The 21425-nt window shown below is 40.2% G+C and carries 20 protein-coding genes; 13 read left to right on the top strand and 7 right to left on the bottom strand.

Annotated elements, in window-relative coordinates; all coding sequences use genetic code 11:
* Positions 1–47: 47 nt before the first annotated feature.
* On the bottom strand, positions 48–1475 hold the full coding sequence (gene hldE, locus QQK05_RS03415) for a bifunctional D-glycero-beta-D-manno-heptose-7-phosphate kinase/D-glycero-beta-D-manno-heptose 1-phosphate adenylyltransferase HldE (protein ID WP_284296022.1): 1428 nt from the start codon (positions 1473–1475) through the stop codon (positions 48–50).
* Between the two features lie 66 nt (positions 1476–1541).
* Here hldE and lpxL point away from each other — a divergent pair, with 66 nt between their 5' ends.
* Positions 1542–2486 carry an LpxL/LpxP family Kdo(2)-lipid IV(A) lauroyl/palmitoleoyl acyltransferase gene (gene lpxL / locus QQK05_RS03410; protein WP_284296021.1) on the top strand — a complete coding sequence of 315 codons (945 nt, stop codon included), beginning with the start codon at positions 1542–1544 and terminating at the stop codon, positions 2484–2486.
* Positions 2487–2528: 42 nt separating this feature from the next.
* Entirely contained in the window at positions 2529–3227 is a 699-nt protein-coding gene (locus QQK05_RS03405; RefSeq protein WP_284296019.1) for a TcpQ domain-containing protein, read from the top strand.
* A gap of 30 nt (positions 3228–3257) precedes the next feature.
* Here QQK05_RS03405 and glnE read toward each other — a convergent pair whose 3' ends face one another.
* Positions 3258–6125 (bottom strand): bifunctional [glutamate--ammonia ligase]-adenylyl-L-tyrosine phosphorylase/[glutamate--ammonia-ligase] adenylyltransferase, encoded by a 2868-nt coding sequence (gene glnE, locus QQK05_RS03400; RefSeq protein ID WP_284296018.1) that lies wholly within the window; start codon positions 6123–6125, stop codon positions 3258–3260.
* A gap of 283 nt (positions 6126–6408) precedes the next feature.
* On the opposite strand from glnE, the gene QQK05_RS03395 reads away from it, so the two are divergent.
* The 9 genes from QQK05_RS03395 to QQK05_RS03355 all read left to right on the top strand — a co-directional run bounded on the left by QQK05_RS03395 (position 6409) and on the right by QQK05_RS03355 (position 13809).
* A complete protein-coding gene (locus tag QQK05_RS03395; RefSeq protein ID WP_284296017.1) occupies positions 6409–7368 on the top strand; it encodes a hypothetical protein in 960 nt (319 codons plus the stop codon).
* An 8-nt stretch (positions 7369–7376) separates the two neighbouring features.
* On the top strand, positions 7377–8279 hold the full coding sequence (locus tag QQK05_RS03390) for a DUF350 domain-containing protein (protein WP_284296016.1): 903 nt from the start codon (positions 7377–7379) through the stop codon (positions 8277–8279).
* Positions 8280–8299: 20 nt separating this feature from the next.
* Complete coding sequence (locus tag QQK05_RS03385) at positions 8300–10006, top strand: polyamine aminopropyltransferase (RefSeq protein WP_284296015.1); 1707 nt, start codon at positions 8300–8302, stop codon at positions 10004–10006.
* A 115-nt stretch (positions 10007–10121) separates the two neighbouring features.
* The gene (locus QQK05_RS03380; RefSeq protein WP_284296014.1) at positions 10122–10535 is read left to right on the top strand and encodes a YjfI family protein; all 414 of its coding nucleotides are present in this window, start codon (positions 10122–10124) and stop codon (positions 10533–10535) included.
* 20 nt (positions 10536–10555) lie between these two features.
* The gene (locus tag QQK05_RS03375) at positions 10556–11245 is read left to right on the top strand and encodes a PspA/IM30 family protein (protein WP_284296012.1); all 690 of its coding nucleotides are present in this window, start codon (positions 10556–10558) and stop codon (positions 11243–11245) included.
* A 51-nt stretch (positions 11246–11296) separates the two neighbouring features.
* Positions 11297–11932, top strand: coding sequence for a hypothetical protein (locus tag QQK05_RS03370; RefSeq protein ID WP_284296010.1), 636 nt, complete (start codon positions 11297–11299; stop codon positions 11930–11932).
* Between the two features lie 2 nt (positions 11933–11934).
* The gene (locus tag QQK05_RS03365) at positions 11935–12261 is read left to right on the top strand and encodes a hypothetical protein (protein ID WP_284296008.1); all 327 of its coding nucleotides are present in this window, start codon (positions 11935–11937) and stop codon (positions 12259–12261) included.
* A gap of 104 nt (positions 12262–12365) precedes the next feature.
* Positions 12366–12626: an Lpp/OprI family alanine-zipper lipoprotein gene (locus QQK05_RS03360; RefSeq protein WP_284296006.1), complete on the top strand. Its 261-nt coding sequence runs from the start codon at positions 12366–12368 to the stop codon at positions 12624–12626.
* A 73-nt stretch (positions 12627–12699) separates the two neighbouring features.
* On the top strand, positions 12700–13809 hold the full coding sequence (locus tag QQK05_RS03355; protein ID WP_284296005.1) for an acyltransferase family protein: 1110 nt from the start codon (positions 12700–12702) through the stop codon (positions 13807–13809).
* Here QQK05_RS03355 and QQK05_RS03350 read toward each other — a convergent pair.
* Both QQK05_RS03350 and QQK05_RS03345 read right to left on the bottom strand, forming a co-directional pair.
* Positions 13806–14684, bottom strand: a complete 879-nt coding sequence (locus tag QQK05_RS03350; protein ID WP_284296004.1) for a L,D-transpeptidase family protein — start codon at positions 14682–14684, stop codon at positions 13806–13808. The two genes, QQK05_RS03355 and QQK05_RS03350, sit on opposite strands and share 4 nt — an antisense overlap.
* A gap of 10 nt (positions 14685–14694) precedes the next feature.
* Positions 14695–16212 carry a CYTH domain-containing protein gene (locus tag QQK05_RS03345; RefSeq protein WP_284296003.1) on the bottom strand — a complete coding sequence of 506 codons (1518 nt, stop codon included), beginning with the start codon at positions 16210–16212 and terminating at the stop codon, positions 14695–14697.
* A gap of 176 nt (positions 16213–16388) precedes the next feature.
* On the opposite strand from QQK05_RS03345, the gene QQK05_RS03340 reads away from it, so the two are divergent.
* Entirely contained in the window at positions 16389–16988 is a 600-nt protein-coding gene (locus QQK05_RS03340) for a TIGR04211 family SH3 domain-containing protein (protein WP_284296001.1), read from the top strand.
* A 9-nt stretch (positions 16989–16997) separates the two neighbouring features.
* Positions 16998–18080 carry a glycosyltransferase family 4 protein gene (locus QQK05_RS03335; protein WP_284295999.1) on the top strand — a complete coding sequence of 361 codons (1083 nt, stop codon included), beginning with the start codon at positions 16998–17000 and terminating at the stop codon, positions 18078–18080.
* Here QQK05_RS03335 and QQK05_RS03330 read toward each other — a convergent pair.
* The 3 genes from QQK05_RS03330 to QQK05_RS03320 are packed head-to-tail and all read right to left on the bottom strand — an operon-like array spanning position 18077 to position 20962.
* Entirely contained in the window at positions 18077–19099 is a 1023-nt protein-coding gene (locus tag QQK05_RS03330) for a CDP-glycerol glycerophosphotransferase family protein (RefSeq protein WP_284295996.1), read from the bottom strand. The two genes, QQK05_RS03335 and QQK05_RS03330, sit on opposite strands and share 4 nt — an antisense overlap.
* Before the next feature lie 9 nt (positions 19100–19108).
* Entirely contained in the window at positions 19109–19501 is a 393-nt protein-coding gene (locus QQK05_RS03325; protein ID WP_284295994.1) for an adenylyltransferase/cytidyltransferase family protein, read from the bottom strand.
* A gap of 36 nt (positions 19502–19537) precedes the next feature.
* The gene (locus QQK05_RS03320) at positions 19538–20962 is read right to left on the bottom strand and encodes a capsule assembly Wzi family protein (RefSeq protein WP_284295992.1); all 1425 of its coding nucleotides are present in this window, start codon (positions 20960–20962) and stop codon (positions 19538–19540) included.
* Positions 20963–21425: the final 463 nt, after the last annotated feature.

Raw genomic sequence — 21425 nt, 5'->3', positions numbered from 1 at the left:
AAAAAGCCAGCATATGCTGGCTTTTTATTAACAAATACAACGTCTAATTAATCTTCTAGTCTAATGGTATTAATTATCTCGGTAGTTGAAATACCTTCTTCGAAGTTAAGTACTTTAACTTCACCACCTGCGGCAATAACCTCTTGGCCTCCAGCGATTTCTTCTACTTTATAATCTCCACCTTTTACAAGAATATCCGGCAAGATATTAGCAATTAACTCTTGAGGCGTATCATTAGAAAAATCGACAACCCAATCTACGGCTGCTAAACCCGCAAGCACAGCCATTCGGCGTTCAAGTGGATTGACCGGTCGACCGTCACCTTTCAAACGCTTGACCGAATCATCGCTATTGACAGCAACGATCAATCTGTCGCCCAGCTTTTTAGCATTTTCTAAATAGGAAACATGTCCTGCGTGCAAGATATCAAAACAACCATTCGTCATCACTATCGTTTCGCCACGCGCCTTGGCAATGTTCTTTGCAATGCTCAATTGCTCAGCACTCACCACGCCTAAACCACTTTCCTGACCCATACTTAGTTCATTAAGCAGTTCTGCTTCACTGACTGTTGATGTCCCAAGCTTACCAACCACAATTCCCGCGGCAATATTTGCTAATGCAGATGCTTGGGTATATTCGGCCTCCGCAGCTATTGCTAGTGCTAACGTAGCGATCACCGTATCTCCAGCCCCCGTGACGTCGTAAACTTCCTTCGCTTGGGTTGGTAGATGAAATTCATCCATATTCTTGCGAAGCAATGTCATACCGTTTTCACTGCGAGTAACAAGTAGTGCTTCTAAGTCTAATGATTCAAGTAACGCTTGACCTTTTTCTACGAGCATATTTTCGCTATTGCATGGGCCTACTACTTGCTCAAACTCAGACATGTTTGGCGTTAAAATGCTGGCATGCTGATATCGGGTAAATTCACTTCCCTTCGGATCGACGAGCACTTTCACGTTTGCTTTTTTCGCTATATCGATAAGCTTTTCAACGTCAGATAAAGTACCTTTGTTGTAATCTGACACCAATAGCACGTCGTGACTACTCACTAACTCAGTGACTTTGTCTTCTAGCGCTGATTTATCGATTTCCGCAAAAGAATCTTCGAAATCTAAACGAATAAGCTGTTGGTTGCGGCTCATTACACGCAGCTTTGTAATGGTTGGAGCTTCTGATTGTTTGATAAAGTGACAGTTAATCGCTAAACCACTAAGCTGTTGTTCAAGTGCATTATTTGCCTCGTCCTCACCCGTCATTCCAACAAGGCTGACTTGCCCACCAAGTGAAGCAATATTTAATGCAACGTTAGCTGCGCCACCAGGTCTATCATCGTGTTGATTAATTTTTACCACAGGCACAGGTGCTTCCGGAGAAATACGGCCTGTAGGCCCTTGCCAGTATCGATCTAACATAATATCGCCAACGACTAACACTTTTGCTTGGCTAAATGCAGGAATATCTACTTTCATCCTAGGTTCCATAACAGATATAATACCCGGTAGTGTATCACATCAAATTCAATGAGTTGAGCTAACGTGAGTAGCAATAAAGTATTACAACCTAATTTTAAATTGTCGTTTTTATTACCAAAATATTGGTTAACCTGGCTTGGCGTGCTCATTCTCTACACCATTTCGTGGCTGCCATACAAATTTCAGCTTGCCCTTGGCAGAGGTGTTGGTCGATTATTAATGAAACTAGGCTCAAGCCGTCAACGCGTTGCTGAAACCAACTTGAAGCTGTGCTTTCCAGACATGTCCGAACAAGAACGCCAACGTATGTTAAAAGCTAACTTTGAGAATACAGGGATTGCGTTATTCGAAACTGGCATGGGCTGGTGGTGGCCAAATTGGCGGGTGGAGAGAAAAGTCACAGTTAAAGGCCTAGAACACATTGAAAAAGCTAAAGCAGAAGGTCATGGTGTCTTGTTGCTTGCTATGCACTACTTAAGCGCTGAAATTAATTGCCGTGCGATGGGCACACAACACCCTACGGTTGTATTTTACCGTCCACACAACAATGAATTGATGGAATATTTTCAGTTTAGAGGACGAGGGCGTTCTAACAAATATATGCTCGGCAAGCGAGACGTCAAAGGCTTGATAAAAGCACTGCGTGAAAAAGAAAGCTGCATCTACTTGCCTGATCAAGATTACGGTCGTAATAAAAGTGAATTTGTGCCTTTTTTTGCAGTTGATGAAACCGCAACAACCACAGGTACATTAATCTTTGCTCGCCAAAAGAATGTAAAAACAATGATGGTGATTCCAACAAGAAATGACGATGGCTCAGGCTATACGATAGAAGTTACGCCGCCGCTTGAAGGCTTTCCAAGTAAAGATGATGTTGCAGACGTTACTCGCGTGAACCAAGAGCTTGAAAAAGCCATTATGCGAGCACCTGAACAATACATGTGGCTTCATCGTCGATTTAAAACCCGACCAAACCCTGATGATCCTTCGTTGTATAAGAAATCATAATTGAGTAAAGTAGTGTAAAAATAACTAGCTGTAATCATTTTTATGACTTTTTGGATTCGAAACTTAATTTTTGGCGCTATCTTAGCCGTTATTGCTTATGTGCTCTTGGCAAACATGGAGATGATATCCGAATTTGCTAACGACTTTACGGACGGCGCTGAAACATCAGTGGAAGAAACGGCAGAAGAGTCTTTCAAAACTGACACAGCACCGACAGTTAAACCGGAACCCGAGTCTAGATCAGAAAGAAGTTCAAGTAACAAAGCTGCTGAAGGTCTTTCGAATTTCTACGCAAGTATTCGTCCAGGCCTTGACGGAAAAGGACCTGTTATTCGTAAAAATATCGTTTATTTACAAGAGCCAGATGGCAGCCTAGAAGATATTTTAGAAGCGCGTAAAATGATCACACGTCCATACCGGAAAAACTGGCGTGGCGATAAAGAAAACCGTCCTTTTAGAACCGGTGAAACCCTATATCAGAAGCTCGATCAATACGCACAGCAACAAGGCCTAGAAATCGTGTGGTGGCTTGACAAAGATTTCATTGTGAAGGACCCGTTTCGTATCGATCGAAACATCGTCCGAACGGCCTACCAAATTGGTAAAGCTGTTGAAGGACATTTTGAGAATGGCATCGATGTATTTTTCTGCCACGAGCACCGTAACATCACATTGATAAGTGGCGAAAGTGCTTACCTTTCTCAAAACTGCATGTTACTTGACTCATCAAATGCTGGCTAAGCGCCAGCATTACCGGTGACGCATTCCAATTTATATCTTAAGCAACTCAAGACACATTAGATAAGAAGATTCCATCATCTCAATGGTTTCTTGTTCATGGGTTATGCTATCAGTATTTTTTAACGTTGCAATATGTCCTTGGTTACGCAACAACTGATAAGTTTTTACTAATTGCGTCGCTTGCTCCTCACTGATAAGTTTTTGCTTTGCTAAACTTTCAAAAATCCGAGTATTGTCGCTAAACAAGCAAATTTCAGGATTTTCTTTAGCGTGCTTTAACACGAGGTATTGAGCGAGAAACTCTATATCAACTAACCCACCTCTACCGTGCTTTAAACTCACCTTATCTTTATCTGACTCATCTAAATGCGCGCGCATTTTTTCACGCATTGTCTGCACATCGTTCAATAATTTATCTGATTCTCGGTTAAGCGTTAGGATATCACGGCGAATGCGGTCAAACTTATCAATCAATAGGGGTTGTCCATATATCCCACGGGCTCTGACCAACGCCTGGTGCTCCCATGTCCAAGCCTCATTACGTTGATACTCTGCAAAATTATCCATATGCACGACCAGCATGCCTGAATTGCCAGATGGCCTTAGCCTCATATCTAGCTCATAAAGCATACCGCTTGCCATACGCGTATTAAAAATGTGCATAATACGTTGCGCTAATTTCATGTAAAACTGAGAGGCGGGTACTTGCTTTTCTCCATTAGTTAATTCATTGGCATCAACATTGTGTAAAAATACTAAATCTAAATCGGAGCTGTAGCCAAGTTCTATGCCGCCCATTTTACCGTAGCCGATAACAATAAACCCTTTGTCATCTGTGCCTTGTAAAGAGCTAGGAATACCAAATCGTCTGCTCGTGTGCCCCCAGGCTTGGTGAATGACCTCACTGAGAATAGCAGACGCTAAAGCAGTTAAATGATCACTCACTTTCATCAAAGGCAATACACCGCTGACGTCAGCTGCAGCAATACGCAACTGTTGCGATTGTTTAAAATGACGTAAACCATCCATTTGTGCTTCAACATCATCTTCCGGCACTCGCAATAAGTGCAATTGTAAGTCGGGTAAATAACTACTCAATGATGGTGGATTATGGAGTAATTTAGGATCAATGAGCTCATCGAGTAATATTGGATACTTGGCTATATATTCACTAATCCATTCGCTCGCCAAACATAATTTGATCAGCTGCTTTAAAGCGCCTTCATTTTCATACAACAACTCAAGATATGCTGTCCGCGTGCTGATTCGATGGAAGATCATTAAAATACGATGGAGAATGACATCTGCTTCATTTTCTCGGCAGACAAACAGCAAGAGCCTAGGCATAAGCTTGTCAAACATATTACGACCACGCGGTCCAATACTTCGCTTTTGAAGTTCCTGTTTAAAATCAGATAAAACATGAGCGACAGTAGTTACATCAATCCCCGGCGCTTGCTCTGAAATTAAACTCGCTAAGTCCTCTTCTCTTTCCAATGACATCCAAACCGTTTGCCAATGATGATCATCACCACTATGTTTAGGGCTTTCCTCACCGATTAACGCATTGAATTCCTGGTGAACAGCATCCATATGATGGTTGAGTGTTTCGATAAATACAGACCAATTGTCAAACCCCATCGCTGAAATCAGTCGTTCTTGGTCGAGCGCTAAATCGGGTAATGTTTGGGTTTGTTCATCGTTGAGAGCCTGAATAATATTTTCTGCTCTTCGTAAGAAGCAATAAGCTTGCTCAAGGGTTGATGCGCTTTGTGGGGAAAGCTCACCTGTGTCGACAAGTCTTGGGAGAACAGTCAATAAATTCCGTTCTTGCAATTCAACCTTTCTCCCACCGCGTATCAGCTGGAAAACCTGGACGATAAACTCAATTTCACGAATGCCCCCGGCACCTAACTTGATATTATTAGTTAAGCGTTTTCGACGGGTTTCCTGCGCGATCATCATCTTCATTTTTCGTAGACTTTCAATCACGCTAAAGTCGATATAACGGCGAAATACGAAAGGTTTTAGCATTGTTTGAAGTTGTTCATGGTAGTCGCCTGAACCAATCAAGCGCGCTTTAAGCATGGCATAGCGCTCCCAATCACGACCTTGCTCCTGATAATAGTCTTCTAGTGCACTAAAGCTCATCACTAATGGACCACTTTCGCCAAAAGGTCTCAAGCGCATATCAACACGATAAACAAAACCATCTGCAGTTTGCTGGTTGAGTGCTGTAATCAATTTTTGCCCCAAACGCGTAAAATACTGATGGTTATCTATCGATTTTCTGGCACCAACTGTCTCCCCCGCTTCCGGGTAAGTAAAAATCAAATCGATATCTGAGCTAAAGTTGAGTTCTTTCCCGCCAAGCTTTCCCATTGCATAAATAAGCAAAGGTTGCTCAACACCTTGGCTATTAACAGGTTTGCCCCATTTGTCTTGGCAGTCGCTGTTAAGCCAAGATAATGCTCCACTAATTAAACTATCAGCCAGTGCAGACAAAGCGGCTAGACAAAATTTTAATGGTTGTTTATACACTAAGTCAGCATAGGCAATTCTTACCATTTCAAGTTGTCTAAACTTTCTTAACACGCTGTGTAGCTGCATCTCATTTTCACAGCCGCGAATTTGTGCCTCTAATATAGACTCGTAAGACTTAGGCGCCAATTCATAAAATCGGGTTTCTGAAACAAGTGTGACAAACTCATTAGGCATCTGCATTGCGACATTATAAATAAAGTCACTTAATGCGAATCCATGACAGATGGAAGCCTTGATGGGGGCTTCAACTAACATTTCATTATCTTCTGCCAGACGTGAGCTAAAGTGTAACCATGAATTGTCGGCTTTTTCTTGTAACAAAAGCGAGAGAGGTCGTAGAGAATTTTCAGGCACGGCGCGATTCCTTAACGATCAGAAAAGTATTTGTCAGCATCTTGAGCGTTGTTTGTTTTATCTCTTGAAATACCCTATTTTATCGGAATACTTTGAGTCAATTTGTAAAAAATCACTGTAAAAACAAACTTAAAAGTTCAATACACTCAAAACTTAGCTTATCATTGATGAGGATCTCTGACGTTAAAATATATCAACTTTAACAATAAAAGTTAGACATATTATGTCACAGATGCTAAAAATGATGGATTACTTTGGCATTTTTGAAGGAGCCTAGACAAAAATGCAACCTTTTAAGGTCATGACTTTTCTATTAGTGTTATTGCTAACTGCTTGTTCCGACCCTGTCGTTGAACAAATAGAGCAACAAACACCAATAACTCAGCAACGTGTTGAAGCCCTGGGACAAGCATTATCCTCTGGGCAAGTAACCAATGCCGAGTTAATTAATCAATATGCACAAAAAATAATAGTAGCGAAACCCGACTTAGTTGATATTGTGAACGTCATCGCACGTGACGCAACGACTAATGGTCCTCTGTATAAAGCGTTACAAGATCGGCTGGAACAAGCCCAATCAATGCCTCAGCTATTCAGTACTAATGAAGAGCGCTACCAAGAGTTGCTCAACATTTATCAAGCAGCAGATCCTGTCTTATTCTCTGACGCATTAAGCGACCCTCTAAATGTGCTCGCTGACATGTCAGACGGCGTATTGCCTCGAGTAAATGCTTTATCTAAAGCTCAGAGTATGGTGGCAAATGGGGCTGAAGACTTTGGTATCGGAGAGCAGCTAATCGGCAATCCTAGTTATGGCCAATGGCAAACAGGGAGCAATGGACTTTCATTTTGGGAATGGTACGGCATGTATGCCCTAATGGATAATCTATTTGGCTCTCGACGAGTTTATTACAATGACTGGGGGCGCAAGCGAAATTACAGTTATTACAGTGACTTTGGAAGAACTCGATACAGTTCACCGAGCCATTTACGAAAGCAAGTAAGACTCGATAATCGAACTCGGAAGTCGTTTGAAAGCAAGGGCCAAAAATATACAAGTGCCTATGCCAAAAATAGAACAGGCGCATCAAGCATCTCGCAAAAAAGTAAAGTGGCACAAACGAGTGCGAATCGCTTTCAAAAAACAACAAACAAAAGCGCATATGCTAGTAAATCTAAGAAAAATGCTAGCTTTAGGAACAGCAGAACAAATACCTCTCGTGGTACTCGACGTGGCAAATAGGAAGAACAATGAATAGCTTTATTGAATTTAGTGCAGTAAACCAAGAGCTTTTGATATACCTCGCAATCGATGTATCAATAGCCATTTTATTACTCGGTGCAATGCGTTTTATTTCTGGATTATCTGCCAACGTGAATACGACAGATGAACTTTCAAAACAGGATAACTTTGCATTCGGGATCAGCGTTGCGGGTAGCTTTTTGGCACTCGGATTAGTGTTAACGGGTGCCATTACAGGTGAAGCTGCAGACAGTTACCTATGGGAAGCCATAGGTATGTTAAGTTACGGTATCTTTGGTATTGTGCTGATTAAAGTTGGCCGCCTTATTCACGATAAGTTTGCGCTTCAGCACTTAGACAAAACTCAGCTGATTCTCGATCGAAACATCAGTGTGGGTATTGTTGATGCAGCCGGTGCAATCGCGACCGCTATTGTTATTCGCGCGGTACTTTTATGGGTGCACGGTTTAACCATTTATACATTTATTGCAATCTTGTCGGGCTTTATTGTATCTCAAGCTGTGTTGGTGATAGTGACTAGAATCAAAGAACGTCACTATGCCAAGCATAATCAAGCGGATTGTATGCAAGAAGCATTAGCAAATGGCCAGGTGGCCATTGCAATTCGTTACGCCGGTCAGGTGATTAGTACAGCTTTAGCTGTTACGGCAGCAAGTTACTTCTTTGCCTACAATGACCAAGCTATTTTACCGAATTTATTAGGCTGGATGGTATTTGGCATTATTATGACAATCACCGTTGCCATTTTAACGACAATTGCTAAAAAGCTCGTGCTTGCAGGTATTAATTTAATTGAAGAAGTCGACCAACAACATAATATTGGTGTTGCTTGTGTAGAAATGGCTATCAGCATTTCAATCGCACTCATCCTAACAGCACTGATGGCATAGGCGACAAAACCAAATAAATTATGCCCAATACAAAGAAGTTTTTTTGGGATGACACATTATTAATACTGACCATGGCACTGCTTGCAGGCTGTGGTCTTATTTACGAATACCTGTTATCTCATTACGCTGGTCGTGTGCTAGGTGTCATGGAAAGCACCATATACACCATGATTGGATTAATGATTGTTGCCATGGGCGTTGGTGCGTTTGCTGCACGGTTTGTGAAATGTGCTTTTAATGGCTTCCTTTATCTTGAACTCATCATCGCTTTTTTAGGCACTACATCCATTCTTATCATTGGCGCATTGATTGCGCTAAGCCAACTATTACCAATGATAATTGCTGACACCTTTGCCCTTCCTCCCGATGCAATGCCAAAAGGGGGATGGATAAAAAGTGTTAATTGGTTAGCAATGAAATCACCATATTTCTTTGGCTTTTTATTGGGCTTCTTTATAGGTATGGAAATCCCATTAATTGCTCGTGTACGTGAAATAGTTCATCAAAAACATCTCGAAAACAACCTAGGAACTATGTATGGTGCCGACTATATAGGAGCCGGTGTAGGTGCTGCAATCTGGGTCACATTTTTACTCACTATTGATATCAATGAGGCCGCCGCAATAACAGCCAGTATCAACTTATTCGCAGGTCTATTATTTTTATCTCGCTATTGGTCAATGATAAAACGAAGAACCTTGCTACTTATCGGCCATATCATTTTTTCAGTATTAGTTGTTATCGTGTTTCAACATGGAAATAATTGGCTCAACCAAATGAGCAATCTACTTTATCTCGATAATGTGGTCTATTCGGACAAAACACGTTATCAGCAAATAACATTTACCGAACGAAAACTCGGTCACAATCAAGACACCGTCATTAATTTCTACCTAAATGGTCGTTTACAATTCTCTTCTTCCGATGAGTTTATTTATCATGGTTACCTTGTTGAGCCGGTTCTTGCTGGCTCTGCAAGGCAAGACAACATTCTCATTATTGGTGGTGGTGATGGTTTAGCGCTTAGAGATGTATTACGTTGGAATCCCAAAAAGGTTACCTTGATTGATCTCGATGCTAAGCTAATGTCATTATTTCGGGAGCCTAAAACACATTTGCCGACAAAATTGGCCGCTCAGCTTGAAACGTTAACCCAACAAAGTTTTTCTGATCCCCGTGTTGAGGTTATTGCTGCTGATGCCTTTTTAGCTATTGATGAATTGTTACAAGCACAACGTTATTTTGATGCGGTAATCATCGATTTACCAGACCCAAGCCATCCTGATTTAAACAAGCTCTATAGCGTTAACTTCTATGCGCGTGTTAATCAATTGCTTTCTGGAGATGGCTTACTTGCTATTCAATCAACGAGCCCATACCACGCTAAAAATGCATTTATCGCGATCGGTAACACCGTCGAAGCAGCGGGTTTTAGTCATGTTCAGCAATACCATGACAACGTACCAAGTTTCGGTGAATGGGGTTGGACAATTGCGGCTAAAACAGGGGCAAGCCCTTATGAGCGCCTAGCTAATTTAACCGAGTTACCCATTGAGCATCAGTGGCTAACAATGGATTTAGTGCTTTCCGCTTTTGAATTTCCGGAAAATTTCTACCAAGATAAAGACAAAATATCGATAAATTATTTAGGTAGCCACACAATATACCAGCTTCATCAGCAAGCGTGGCAGAGTCAACAAGGATTAAATAACGCTCATTTACAATAAAATTGAAAACATCACTTGACATAATATGTCTAAATGCTACATTTGACATCAAGACATATTATGTCTTTAGGAATTTGGTGTTAACCAATGAGCTTCTTATTACATGAGGATAAACATGAATATTCATAAGATAGCAGATCATCTAAACACCCTAGCTGATAATTCAGATACAGGATTAGTTTTTGATTGTCAGCCAATTGCTGGGGAAGTAGATGTATTACAAATCTCTGTTATTGGTCGTGAAGAACTGCCGATTTTTGTATCGGTAACCGACGATCAAATTTTATGTATCACCTATTTATGGGGTGAAGATGAAGTAAAACCAGACAGTCAAGCTGAGATGCATACCAGTATGTTAGAAATGAATATACCTATGCCGTTGTCTTCATTTTCTAAAATTGGTGACAAGTACGTTATTTTTGGCGCGTTGTCGATGAATTCATCATTCCACGATATTGAGCACGAGCTTGCGGTGCTTAGTAACAACGCAATCGAAGTTATCGATGATATGAGTGAATACCTCGTTTAAGTTTCCATCAGGAGTATATTATGAGCATTTTCAAGAAAATTATGACCGCAGTACGTGGTGGAGCAACAGAAGTTGGCGAAGCTATTGTAGATGCAAATTCAACACGTATTTTCGAACAAGAAATTCGTGATGCAGAAAATCACTTAACAAAAGCAAAACGTGACTTAACAGGTGTAATGGCACAACAAATGTCAGCATCTCGTGAAGTTGACCGCGTTAAACGTGAGATTGCTGAGCACGAAGGCTATGCTACACAAGCGCTTGAGCAAGGTAACGAAACATTAGCTTTAGAAGTTGCTGAGAAAATTGCTAGCCTTGAGAGCGAGCTTGCGACAAACCAGCAATCGCTAGAAAGCTTTGAAGGAAACGCGGCGCGTTTAAAAGAGTTAGTGAAAAAATCAGAACGTCAAATTACCGAATACAAGCGCCAGCTTTCAATGGTTAAAACCACTGAAAGTGTGCAAAAAGCAACATCGGCAATTACCGACAACTTCTCATCATCAAACTCTAAGTTGCTAAATGCAAAAGATTCATTAGAGCGAATCAAAGCTAAACAACAAAAATTTGATGACCAGTTAAAGGCAGCGGAAACGCTTGAGTCGGAAACGTCTGATAATTCACTAGAAGCTAAGTTAAAAGCAGCTGGTATTGGCGCACAAGACAACAGCGCTAATTCTGTTCTAGAGCGTTTAAAAGCGAAACAGAAGTAATTCTAAAACCTTGTATCGCCGGCTTTATGCCGGCGTTTTAGTAGGTACCCTATGAGTTTTTTAAAAAAGTTATTCAGTAACGAAAAGCCTGCCCGTCAGCTAACCCAAGCTAATCAGCTAAAAATAAAAGATATCATTGTGTTAAGTGATAGTTTTGCGTTACCAGAACAACTACGCAAGCAACAATTAGAAGTTGTAGAAATTAATAGTTATGAGTTTGAGCATCGCACCGACACCGAGTGGGTGCTTATGGGTACAAGCGGCGAGAAAATCTATATGACACTCGACGCCGACGATAAGAGTTGCCTGAAATTTTCCTATGAGATTGAACGTGATGATGTCGAAGCCATTTTTGATTTAGACCAATTTGCTTTAATTTTTGATGAAGATCCTTGTGAACTCAACACGATGAATAAAGATCCAGAACTTGGTCAATGGCTGGATGACCACTATCATCGACAAGCTTATGCTCAAGTTGGCTACTTCCACCGTAAAGATCATCGAAGTCAGGCAATTTCTTCATATCAAGGCAAGGATTCTGGTGAGCAATTTGAACAGTATTCGTTGTATAATGACGACGAAAGTAAAGGGATAGATATTGAAGTATGGCAAGATGGCGATACTGACGTATTTCTGACCCTGTTTAGACCAGCAAGTGATATTAAGGACATGTTCCCCGGAAGTTAACCATGACAAACCGTAAAGTACCTGAAAAATGGCAGTCATCTATAAAGGCAGCAAAAGCAACACAAGTTGCCTTTGATATGGATGAAAAAATCCAGCTTGCAATTCGCCAAGAGGCCCTAACACACGGTTTAAGTCCATCAGACCAAATTAGGCAAATACTTGGATTACCAATTAACCGTCGTCCTAAGCGCCCTCGCCTCACCGTTAGTTTGAGTGGTGATGATTACCTAGTACTCGGCGAAAAGTATGATATCGACCCAAGTGAGCAGCTAGAAATCAAGAAGAAACTGATGGAAGAACTGATAAAGCATGTTATTGATAATGCTTAGTTGATACTTCTCCTGAATTGTATTGGACAAAATATAAACTATTGTTAAAGTAGGCATAACAATAAAGTTATCTTATAGAAGAAACAATAACTAAGGGAAACATTATGTTAAAGAGAAATCTTACCGTGACAGGTTTAGCTCTATTAGCGTTTGGTTGTTCAAGTACAAGTGGTTTAGAGAGCAAAGTAGACCAGTTATCAAATCAGGTTAATAATCTTTCAAACCAAGTCAGTGCACTTGAAAGGAAAGTAGAAGCAAACGCGAGTGCGCTCGATGAAGCTAAAATGATGGCAAAAGATGCCCAAATGGCTGCAAGTGACGCTAATAAGAAAGTTGACAACATGGTTTCAACATATAAAAAATAACCATTAAATCATTCCAAAAAAGCCGGTGTTTTCATCGGCTTTTTTATATCAGGAGCTAAGGGAAAAAATACACATGGACAGGATTGCGGCAATAGATTGGCTGAGAGTGATATTAATTTTCGCGGTATTCTTGCACCATGTATTCATGCCATTTAATGGTGATGGATGGCACATCATGAACGAAGAGTCGAGCAAGGTGCTTGATAATACCATGGTGTACTTTGAGCAACTTCGCTTGCAATCACTATTTTTTATTGCGGGGGTTGGCTGTACGTTACTACTAAACAAAATGTCAGTTAAGGCATTCTTAACGAACAAGTTTCATCGTTTATTTATTCCTTTATTAGTCGGCATGATACTGATTATCCCACCGCAAGAGTATTATGAGAATATAACCAGATATACCAGCCTTACCGATGCTTATCAGCAAAATCTCTTCTCATTTTCAGCCAACCATTTATGGTTTATCGAGTTTCTTATAGTATTTATGTTGCTGGCCGTTCCAATTCATTATTTTATTTCGTCTAAACGTGGCCAAACAGTATCGGAGAGGCTTGCAAAATTAGCAGACAACAAGCACGGACTTTTTTCGCTTGTCATCATTTTTCTCATGACTCGTTTTTGCCTTAAACTGCTGATGCCATCGCAAGAGACCTCATTAAGTAATGTGTCTGTTTCTCTGTTCTTCTTACTGTTTTTTATCGCAGGAATGTTGTTGATTAGCCATAAAACGGCGTGGCAAGCGCTGGGCAAGTATCGTCGAACTAATTTAGTTTGGTTTTTACTGTCGACAATACTGTTTATCGCCTGGTTTAATAAACCAGATATTAGTGAATATGTTTCATTAGAAATACGTTGGCAGATGTACTGGGCGGTGTGCACACTTGTTTCGTGGACAGGGCTGTTAGCGATGCTTGGTTACGCAACGTACTATTTAAATCATTCTCCTAAATGGTTACGAAGCGCTAATGAATTAATTTACCCATTTTATATTCTTCATCAAACAATCATCGTCGTGTTGGGGTATTACATTATTCAATGGCAAGCATCGATACCAGTAAAATCATTGAGCCTACTTTTCAGTGCATTAACTGTGTGCATTATTACCTGTTGGTTATTAGTTAAGCCTTTTAAACTGCCACGTTATCTATTTGGTTTAAAATCGATTAAAACCCAGTCTTAATTTAGTGACACAACAATACCGTTTGGTTTTTCGAGCAAAGGAGCAATAGCGTTGGCCTCGCTCTCCGTTTGCACAAACTTCGCCAATACTCGTTTGTATCTCTGATCAGACAGTGCTTCCCCATCACTCAACGGGCGATGGATCTCAATGTGCTTTCCCGTCTCTTCGTAGGACATCTTGATCGGTTGATCAATAATTCTCACAACCGTGTTGTTAGGAACGTTATTATACAGCCACTCAATATCATCATCGTATAAACGAATACAGCCTGAGCTTGAGCGCATACCAATACCAATTCGCTGATTTGAGCCATGAATTAAATACTCACTCGTTCCGAGACGCAATGCATATTTGCCAAACGGATTATCTGGTCCCGCAGGCACCTCTTTAGCAAGCGGTTTACCATGCTCTTCGAAGTAACGAGCTTGCATTTCTTTGGTTGGCCGCCAAACCGGATCTTTTCGTTTTTCACCGATATAACTCTTTGTTTTGGGCGTTGCCAAACCTTGTTTACCAATGCCAACAGGAAACACGTGTACCACGGAGCTATCAGGAGAAAAGTAATAAAGGCGTAGTTCGGGTAGATTAATCACGATCCCTTCATGGGGGACGAACGGTAACAACATTTTGTTCGGTATTAGCATCTTACTGCCAACTTTGGGTAAAAAAGGATCTAATTCAGGGTTAGCGTCAATGAGTGCTAATAAACCCACATTGAACTTTTCAGCAATCGCTTGAAAGTAATCACCTTCTTTCACTGTATACTGCATGTCTTGCCCGATAATACGTGACTCAAGTTTAGGCAATAAATAAGGTTTTGCAGCGAGTGAGAATTGAATGATTAACGCAAATACAAAAACACCAAGAGCACGCATTGTAATGCCTCTATTCTCGCCAATATGGAATAATAGACAGCGCATGCTGATGGGATTGCGAAATAATCTCAACAAGGTGCTCTATTTTCATATCAAACCAAGCACAAAGCTTTTCATTTCGAGGTGTTAAGGAATCTAATTGCACATCCAATAACCAAAGAGTTTGGAGCTCATTCATGCCCTCCAATACATCTAGCCATGCGTTCCGGTAGTTTTTACGTATAGTCTCGTCAAACTGAGAACCTAGCCAATTCCCTGTTAATAGGCTTCTAATTAATAATTTACGTTGCCCTAATAGCGTTTTAGCAACATCCATATAACTCTGACCATCAGCCTGAAGTTGCGCTTGATGTAATGACTCTTCAAGCTTTTCACTCGCGAGAATACGGTTATCAACTTGGCTTGATTTTATCGCGATTGATTGAGTGACAATCATGTGTAATAAGTTGAGTTGAAGCTTATTGAAGCGCTCACTAACAATGAGCTGTTTAACTTGCTCTTCGTCAGGAAAACGTCGATTTTCTATTTTTAACTTCTCTACCAGCTGCTCAGAGTAATCCAATTTCTTCCTGTAAGCACCAGACTTATTCATCAGGACCGTGAAAAACTGAGCATTATCAACCCAGGAGAAAAGCTTAATAAAATGAGATAAGTCTTTACGCAACTCTTCACTTTGAGCTTCATCTTCGATGACATCTTCAAATAACCAGAAGCCATGTCTAATTAAAATCAAACTATCGACGAATGGCCCTAGTGTCTCAAGATCAGGTTGAGCAATATAACCAGCAACGGCTTTTTGTAAATGTGTTAGTGCCTGTGACATGCCTTGGTAAAAAATGCTAGATAATCCATCGTGTCGATTGAGTTGTATCATTGGCAACCCTGTTGGATGATCTGGCATAGCTTTATTGTAAAGTGCATACCCACGAGCAGCTTTACTTTCTATACCTGGACGCACAGAAACGATTTCAACCAATTGATTGGCCAAATCAAAAAGTGCATCAGTACTGCCATGAGATAATTCTATTTCGACCTCGTTTATATGAGTCGCGCGGCCACCCGATTTAACTTCACCATAATCGTAAACTAATTCCACTTCGCTACCATTATCCAAGGTTAATACCCAGGTATGGCGCTCAAAGTCTGTTGAAAACAAACAAATCAGTGTTTCTTGCAAATGGTTCGGATTTGTATGAGATGGCCAGATGTCATCAGGAAATAAAGATAACTCTGGCTGATTCGAGTTAATGTTTACGTTATATTCAGGGCGTTTATGCAAACCACCAACAACCTGACCTGACGTTTTTATCGTTTGTTCACTCGAGGTTTCAGTCGCTGTTTTGTAGGTCCGTGTTCTTAAACCAAAGTCTAGCTTTCTAAATGCCATGTCAGGCGTATCAAAATAGCTGTTAATTAATGTTTTTTGATTGTGGGTGTAAGATAAGTTTTCTGCTTTTAGATAAGTTTCAATTTTACTAACAACGTCAGTATCTTCTACTAAAAACTTCAACTCTATTTCGTCGGCCATGATGCCCTGTTCAATGAATGTAATAAAACGTGGTGTATTGCTCTAACATACTAAAAGAAGCAACGCTTAGCAATAATACCAAGATAGCAAAAAGCCTTGAAATAACAATCTTCTCTTGCCAATGGTCGACCAAAGCCCTAATATTTTGACAAGTTATTTTCCTGTTTGGTTAAACCATGAAAGCCGTTACTTATTTTGCTATTGCCCTGACACTTTTTTCTTCATTAACTTTCGCTCAAGAATCAGCCAATGAAAGTGAACCAGAAAAAGCATTCATCTCTGACGAACTTTTTATTTACATGCTTGCGGGTGCAGGTACTAATTACCGTATTTTAGGAAGCATAAACGCTGGCGACGAAATTAGCCTAACAGGCGAAGAAGCAAATGGTTACACGCAGATTATCGATAGCAAGCAACGTGCAGGCTGGATTGAGTCGAAATTTGTTAGTGAGAACCCTAGTTTAAGAACGGTTATCGCTCAACTAAACAGTGAGCTTGCAAGTTATAATGAAACTGAACAGCGCCTTAACCAAGATATTAATAGCCAACAAACAACCATTTCAGACCTTGAGCAGCAAAACAAATCATTGCAAGGCGAGCTTAAATCACTAACAACCCAATTCGATGAGCTAAAACTACAAGTTGATAATCAAGACTTAGAACTTAAGAAACAATACTTTTTCTATGGCGCAATGGTATTAGGCATTGGTTTACTGTTAGGTATTATCTTACCGCACCTTACAGCGAAAAAACGTAAAACCAGTAGCTGGGGTTAATTTTGAGAAATGAATTTACTCATTCTCCCAGACCCTGGGCGTTCGTTTAATACGGTAAGACCTGAAGCATCTATATTTACGAGTTTGGCTAGACGCGGTCATAACATTACGATTATGACCGACGCAGATGGCGCATATGTCGAAACCTATCGTAATGAAGGTGTAACAGTCATCCCTCTCTCCAGTAAGCGTAAATTAAACTGGTCTGGAATTGCCAAAATCCGCCAAATCATTAAGCAACAAAATATCGATCTGGTTTATGCCACCAAGTCGCGAACAATTCCCAATGCCGTTTTTGGTAGCTTAGGAACCAATGCAAAACTTATCGCATATCGTGGGACGACTGGGGGTCTTTACCGAACAGATCTAACCAATTACTTGTCCATCTTAAATCCACGAGTAGATGGCGTAATATGTGTCTCTAAAGCCGTGGAAAAGCATGTAAAACAACAGGTCATCGATAAAAAAGCGGTGGAGACTATCTACAAAGGCCATGATTTGCAATGGTATCAGCAAGAAGCGACTGAACTATCAAGCATTAACACCAACGCCAATAACTTAAATATCCTGTGCATTGGTAGCGAGCGACCGCACAAAGGGACTTTTGTTGTCTTAGATGCCCTAGCCAAACTTAAGCACCTTGCACAGTTAAAATTGATTTTAGTCGGCGATAAATTAGATACCCAAATATTTGATGATTACATTAAAAATCATGGTATCGAACATATGGTCATCAGAACTGGATTTAGAAGCGATGTGCCCGCGATAGCTAAAGCGTGTGACTTTACAATTTTGCCGTCAAAACGAGAAGGGCTACCCAGAATCGTTCTAGAATCCCTTGCTGTTGGAACACCTGTTGTTACCTCAAGTAATGAAGGTGCTCTAGAGATTATCAAACACGATGAGAATGGTCTCGTTTTCCCAATCGGCGATAGTAATGCTTTAGCTCAATGTATTACTAAGCTGGCAACGGATGAAGCGCTACTAAAAACGCTTTCAAATAATGCGCAGGAGGCTATCAAGACAACCTTTTCTCATCAATCAACTGTCGACCAATATGAGCTATTTTTTGAAAAGCTAACCTCAAACTAACGTTTAAAGTATTTGAGCTTTTTTCTCAATTTAAACTTTCTCATCAAGTTTAGAGGTTTTGGCTTCAAGCCTAGGTTGGCAACATCGTCAACAGCATCTAGTACACGACTTGCACTATCGCCATCTTGATATGGATGCACTTGGGTTATGTATTGTTCTATATTTTTACCCAGTTGTTCATCGTCTAATATTTGATTTAAAGCGGGTGACAATTCGGCGGGGTCGCAGATGTCAATTATTGCATTTTGAGGCTGGCTATTCTTAAAGGTGATAACGCGTTTGCCCATCAACAAAGCTTCATCAACAACACTCGAAGTATCGGAGACCAATACGTCCGTCGATAGGATAAGTGGGAGAATATTGTCATCATCTGAGATAATTAAATTTTCATTAGCGATCGCGTGATACTGTGCTATCCAGTCTTTATCCATCTTAGGGTGAAACTTAACGATGATTTTATAGTTGCCATCTGCTGATAGCGCTTTAAACTGCGTTAAAAGAGCGGGAGCCGATGTCAAACTTGGACTAAATGTTGGTGCATAAAGCACTTGCATCTGCTCTGAATTGGTACGTTTTTCGGAACTAGACTTGAGTGCAAAATATGGATCTAATTTTGGCCATCCAGTTTCTTTAACATAAAAATATCGATGCTTCTTATTTAATTCTTTGAACTTGTTGGTGGTAATTGGACCATGCGTGCAATAGACATCAAAAAAACCACGTATAGCAAAGTGACCTTTCTTTTTATATTCCAACCCATGAAATACCTGTACTTTTATGCCGGGAATAAAGTCAGGTACCACATTGCCAGGGACAAAAACAGCATAGGCATTGTATTCAACGGCTTGTTCAACGGTTTTTAATACCTGCTCATCATCATTGAAACGAGAAACGTCAACTTCATTACCTTCAATAAACCAAGCTGCACTATCACCACGGGCTACAAGTTTTTCTTGAATTGGACGCAAGATACCAAAGCTGTAATTTTGAGAAATGTAGAACAAGTATTTTTTAGCCATAAAGAACCTTTATTTTTGACGAACGACTTCAATGATTTCTGTTGTCGATATGGACGGAGTTCTTGGTAAATAAACCACTTCACAATGCGCTTTTAGCTCATCAAATTTACCTTCCCAGTCATCTCCCATGACCAGAACATCAGCCTTATGGTGTTGAATATATTCCAGTTTCTTCTCAAGAGACTCCTCAATAAAAACGTCGTCCACAAAGGACAATACACTAATAATTTTCAGTCTATCTGCTTCACAATAGATCGGGTTTCTGCCTTTTTTAGAAAAGTTAAGTGCATCTGAAGATACGCCAACGACTAATCGGTCACCTAATGCTGCTGCACGCTGCAAAATATTGACGTGACCGACATGAAACACGTCAAATGTGCCAAAGGTAATTACTGTTTTCATATATCTCTCTATGAGTAAATAGGGCTATGTCTCAACTTAGTATGAGTAAGAAACGGCAATGCGATAATAATCTTCATCAAAGACATCACGACCTGCTATCAGCTCAAGTCCCCAAAAAGCATTATCGTAAAAAGTTGAATAACGAATATCAATCTCGTAGCCAAGCTTGTAGCCATCATAATCTCGATCTTTATTGTCCAAAAATCGAAGTTTGGTATCGAAAACGTCAGTTTCGTTTATATTGTAGATCCAATTGACGTGATAGCTTTTAGAACCTGCATCCGACCCTTCAATACGCTCATCACCGCCCCAATGACCAATCACGTGGCCATCGTTACGGTTACCATCACTATATAAGGCGTTTTCGTACCAAGCGTTTTGCCAAACACTGTGCTCTAAGCGTAAACTGCTATTGTGAGTAATTTCAGGTAAAAACAACCCGAAGGTAAAGGATGTGTTACCTAGCTTGTAATTTTTATGGCCTGCAGTATCTTCACCTGCATATTCACCATAAAAACTGCCATATTGATCAAAAAGGTTAAAATTATATTTAATAGTAAGCGACGCTAATTGATCACCAAATTCAAAGTTAGGATCTTCAAAGTCATCACTTGACCCCCTATTGTCTTTGCCTACAGGATCAAAAAACGCTTTTAAGAAATCAGAAAATGTGACTTCCCGGGGACCACCACCGAACTGAAAAAGGCGATTAAAGCCAATCGTAATATTTTCCCATGGCGCAAGACTAAAGTGTGTACCAGCTAAATATGGTCGTCCTGGTTCAGTAGTATCTCCCAATCTAATAGCATCCTGCTCGTCCATATACATTAAAAAGAAGTCATAGCGAAATCGAAATCGAGTCAAAGGCTCATAGTTACTAATTGATATTGAGGGATATGTTTTTGCATGCGTACTTATCAACATCGCACTATCGTAGGCGGGTGAGTACCACTTGTCTTTGTAGCCAATGTCGACTTGCGCATATTCATTACCAAAACTCATCAGCGTATTAATTGGAATAAAATCTTCATCTGTCGCAATAAATGCACCACTAAAAAGTAAATTATCGTGTGCTAACCAAAAGCCATCAGCTTCCACGGCAATCGTATCGCTGATATTCTGTCCTCGTCCGTTTGGTATATTGTGCTCTTGGTTACTATACGCGAGTTTGACTTTTGCTCGGGTTAAGGCACCCGTTTGCTTGTAGCGGCTTAAATAGCGTTTAATTTTCTTATGCAATAGCGGATCAGAATCTTTAATCTCGTCATTTAAACGATCAATATCAACGGCTTTATAGGGTTTTGTCATTAAATCAGCATTTGGCGCTTTAGCGAGTAGTTTTTCGATCAAATGTTCGAATTCAGGTGCTGATTTAAGAGGTAAATATGGAGATACACCTTTAGCCAAAACAGCACTAGGTAACAAAACAGCAGAAAACAGTAAAATAGAAAAAAGTCTCATTGTGAACCGGGAATTATTTTTCAAGGCTTCGTATCATATAATACCTTGGCTTTAGGGCAAAATTTTCTGTAAGAATAATAACTAAAAATCCCCTCATTCATGTGAGGCATTGCGTTTGTTTTGCACCACTACGACATGCTAACTAGATATTCACGATGTATTAACTAACGTTAAATAAATAATATGGATGAGTATTCTTCACTTGTTATGACAAATAAATGAAAGATATAAGCAGATTTGAATTTTTTATTGACACTTACATCAAGACTAGGTTATTAATATTGCAACAAAACCTTTTTTTAGAATATTTATTCAAATGAACGCAATAACTAAGCACACTATTATTTCACTCCTCCTCGCGATTACACCGCGCGGATGGTCTATTGATGCTTAGTTAAAAATCAAATTACCTAAAACCCGCGCCAATTATCGCGGGTTTTTTTATGCCTGCATTAATTCGCCA

Origin of the sequence: Thalassotalea loyana, assembly GCF_030161435.1 — a bacterium.
Taxonomy (GTDB): domain Bacteria; phylum Pseudomonadota; class Gammaproteobacteria; order Enterobacterales; family Alteromonadaceae; genus Thalassotalea_G; species Thalassotalea_G loyana.
The sequence above is the reverse complement of the archived record's forward strand: the minus strand, read 5'-3'. Positions and strand labels throughout refer to the sequence as shown.

Bases quoted from the DNA above. Each gene is read 5' to 3' on its own strand.
- hldE (WP_284296022.1), bottom strand. From the start codon at position 1,475: ATGAAAGTAGATATTCCTGCATTTAGCCAAGCAAAAGTGTTAGTCGTT.
- QQK05_RS03405 (WP_284296019.1), top strand. From the start codon at position 2,529: ATGACTTTTTGGATTCGAAACTTAATTTTTGGCGCTATCTTAGCCGTT.
- QQK05_RS03395 (WP_284296017.1), top strand. From the start codon at position 6,409: ATGCAACCTTTTAAGGTCATGACTTTTCTATTAGTGTTATTGCTAACT.
- QQK05_RS03390 (WP_284296016.1), top strand. From the start codon at position 7,377: ATGAATAGCTTTATTGAATTTAGTGCAGTAAACCAAGAGCTTTTGATA.
- QQK05_RS03385 (WP_284296015.1), top strand. From the start codon at position 8,300: ATGCCCAATACAAAGAAGTTTTTTTGGGATGACACATTATTAATACTG.
- QQK05_RS03380 (WP_284296014.1), top strand. From the start codon at position 10,122: ATGAATATTCATAAGATAGCAGATCATCTAAACACCCTAGCTGATAAT.
- QQK05_RS03375 (WP_284296012.1), top strand. From the start codon at position 10,556: ATGAGCATTTTCAAGAAAATTATGACCGCAGTACGTGGTGGAGCAACA.
- QQK05_RS03370 (WP_284296010.1), top strand. From the start codon at position 11,297: ATGAGTTTTTTAAAAAAGTTATTCAGTAACGAAAAGCCTGCCCGTCAG.
- QQK05_RS03365 (WP_284296008.1), top strand. From the start codon at position 11,935: ATGACAAACCGTAAAGTACCTGAAAAATGGCAGTCATCTATAAAGGCA.
- QQK05_RS03360 (WP_284296006.1), top strand. From the start codon at position 12,366: ATGTTAAAGAGAAATCTTACCGTGACAGGTTTAGCTCTATTAGCGTTT.
- QQK05_RS03355 (WP_284296005.1), top strand. From the start codon at position 12,700: ATGGACAGGATTGCGGCAATAGATTGGCTGAGAGTGATATTAATTTTC.
- QQK05_RS03350 (WP_284296004.1), bottom strand. From the start codon at position 14,684: ATGCGTGCTCTTGGTGTTTTTGTATTTGCGTTAATCATTCAATTCTCA.
- QQK05_RS03345 (WP_284296003.1), bottom strand. From the start codon at position 16,212: ATGGCCGACGAAATAGAGTTGAAGTTTTTAGTAGAAGATACTGACGTT.
- QQK05_RS03340 (WP_284296001.1), top strand. From the start codon at position 16,389: ATGAAAGCCGTTACTTATTTTGCTATTGCCCTGACACTTTTTTCTTCA.
- QQK05_RS03335 (WP_284295999.1), top strand. From the start codon at position 16,998: ATGAATTTACTCATTCTCCCAGACCCTGGGCGTTCGTTTAATACGGTA.
- QQK05_RS03330 (WP_284295996.1), bottom strand. From the start codon at position 19,099: ATGGCTAAAAAATACTTGTTCTACATTTCTCAAAATTACAGCTTTGGT.
- QQK05_RS03325 (WP_284295994.1), bottom strand. From the start codon at position 19,501: ATGAAAACAGTAATTACCTTTGGCACATTTGACGTGTTTCATGTCGGT.
- QQK05_RS03320 (WP_284295992.1), bottom strand. From the start codon at position 20,962: ATGAGACTTTTTTCTATTTTACTGTTTTCTGCTGTTTTGTTACCTAGT.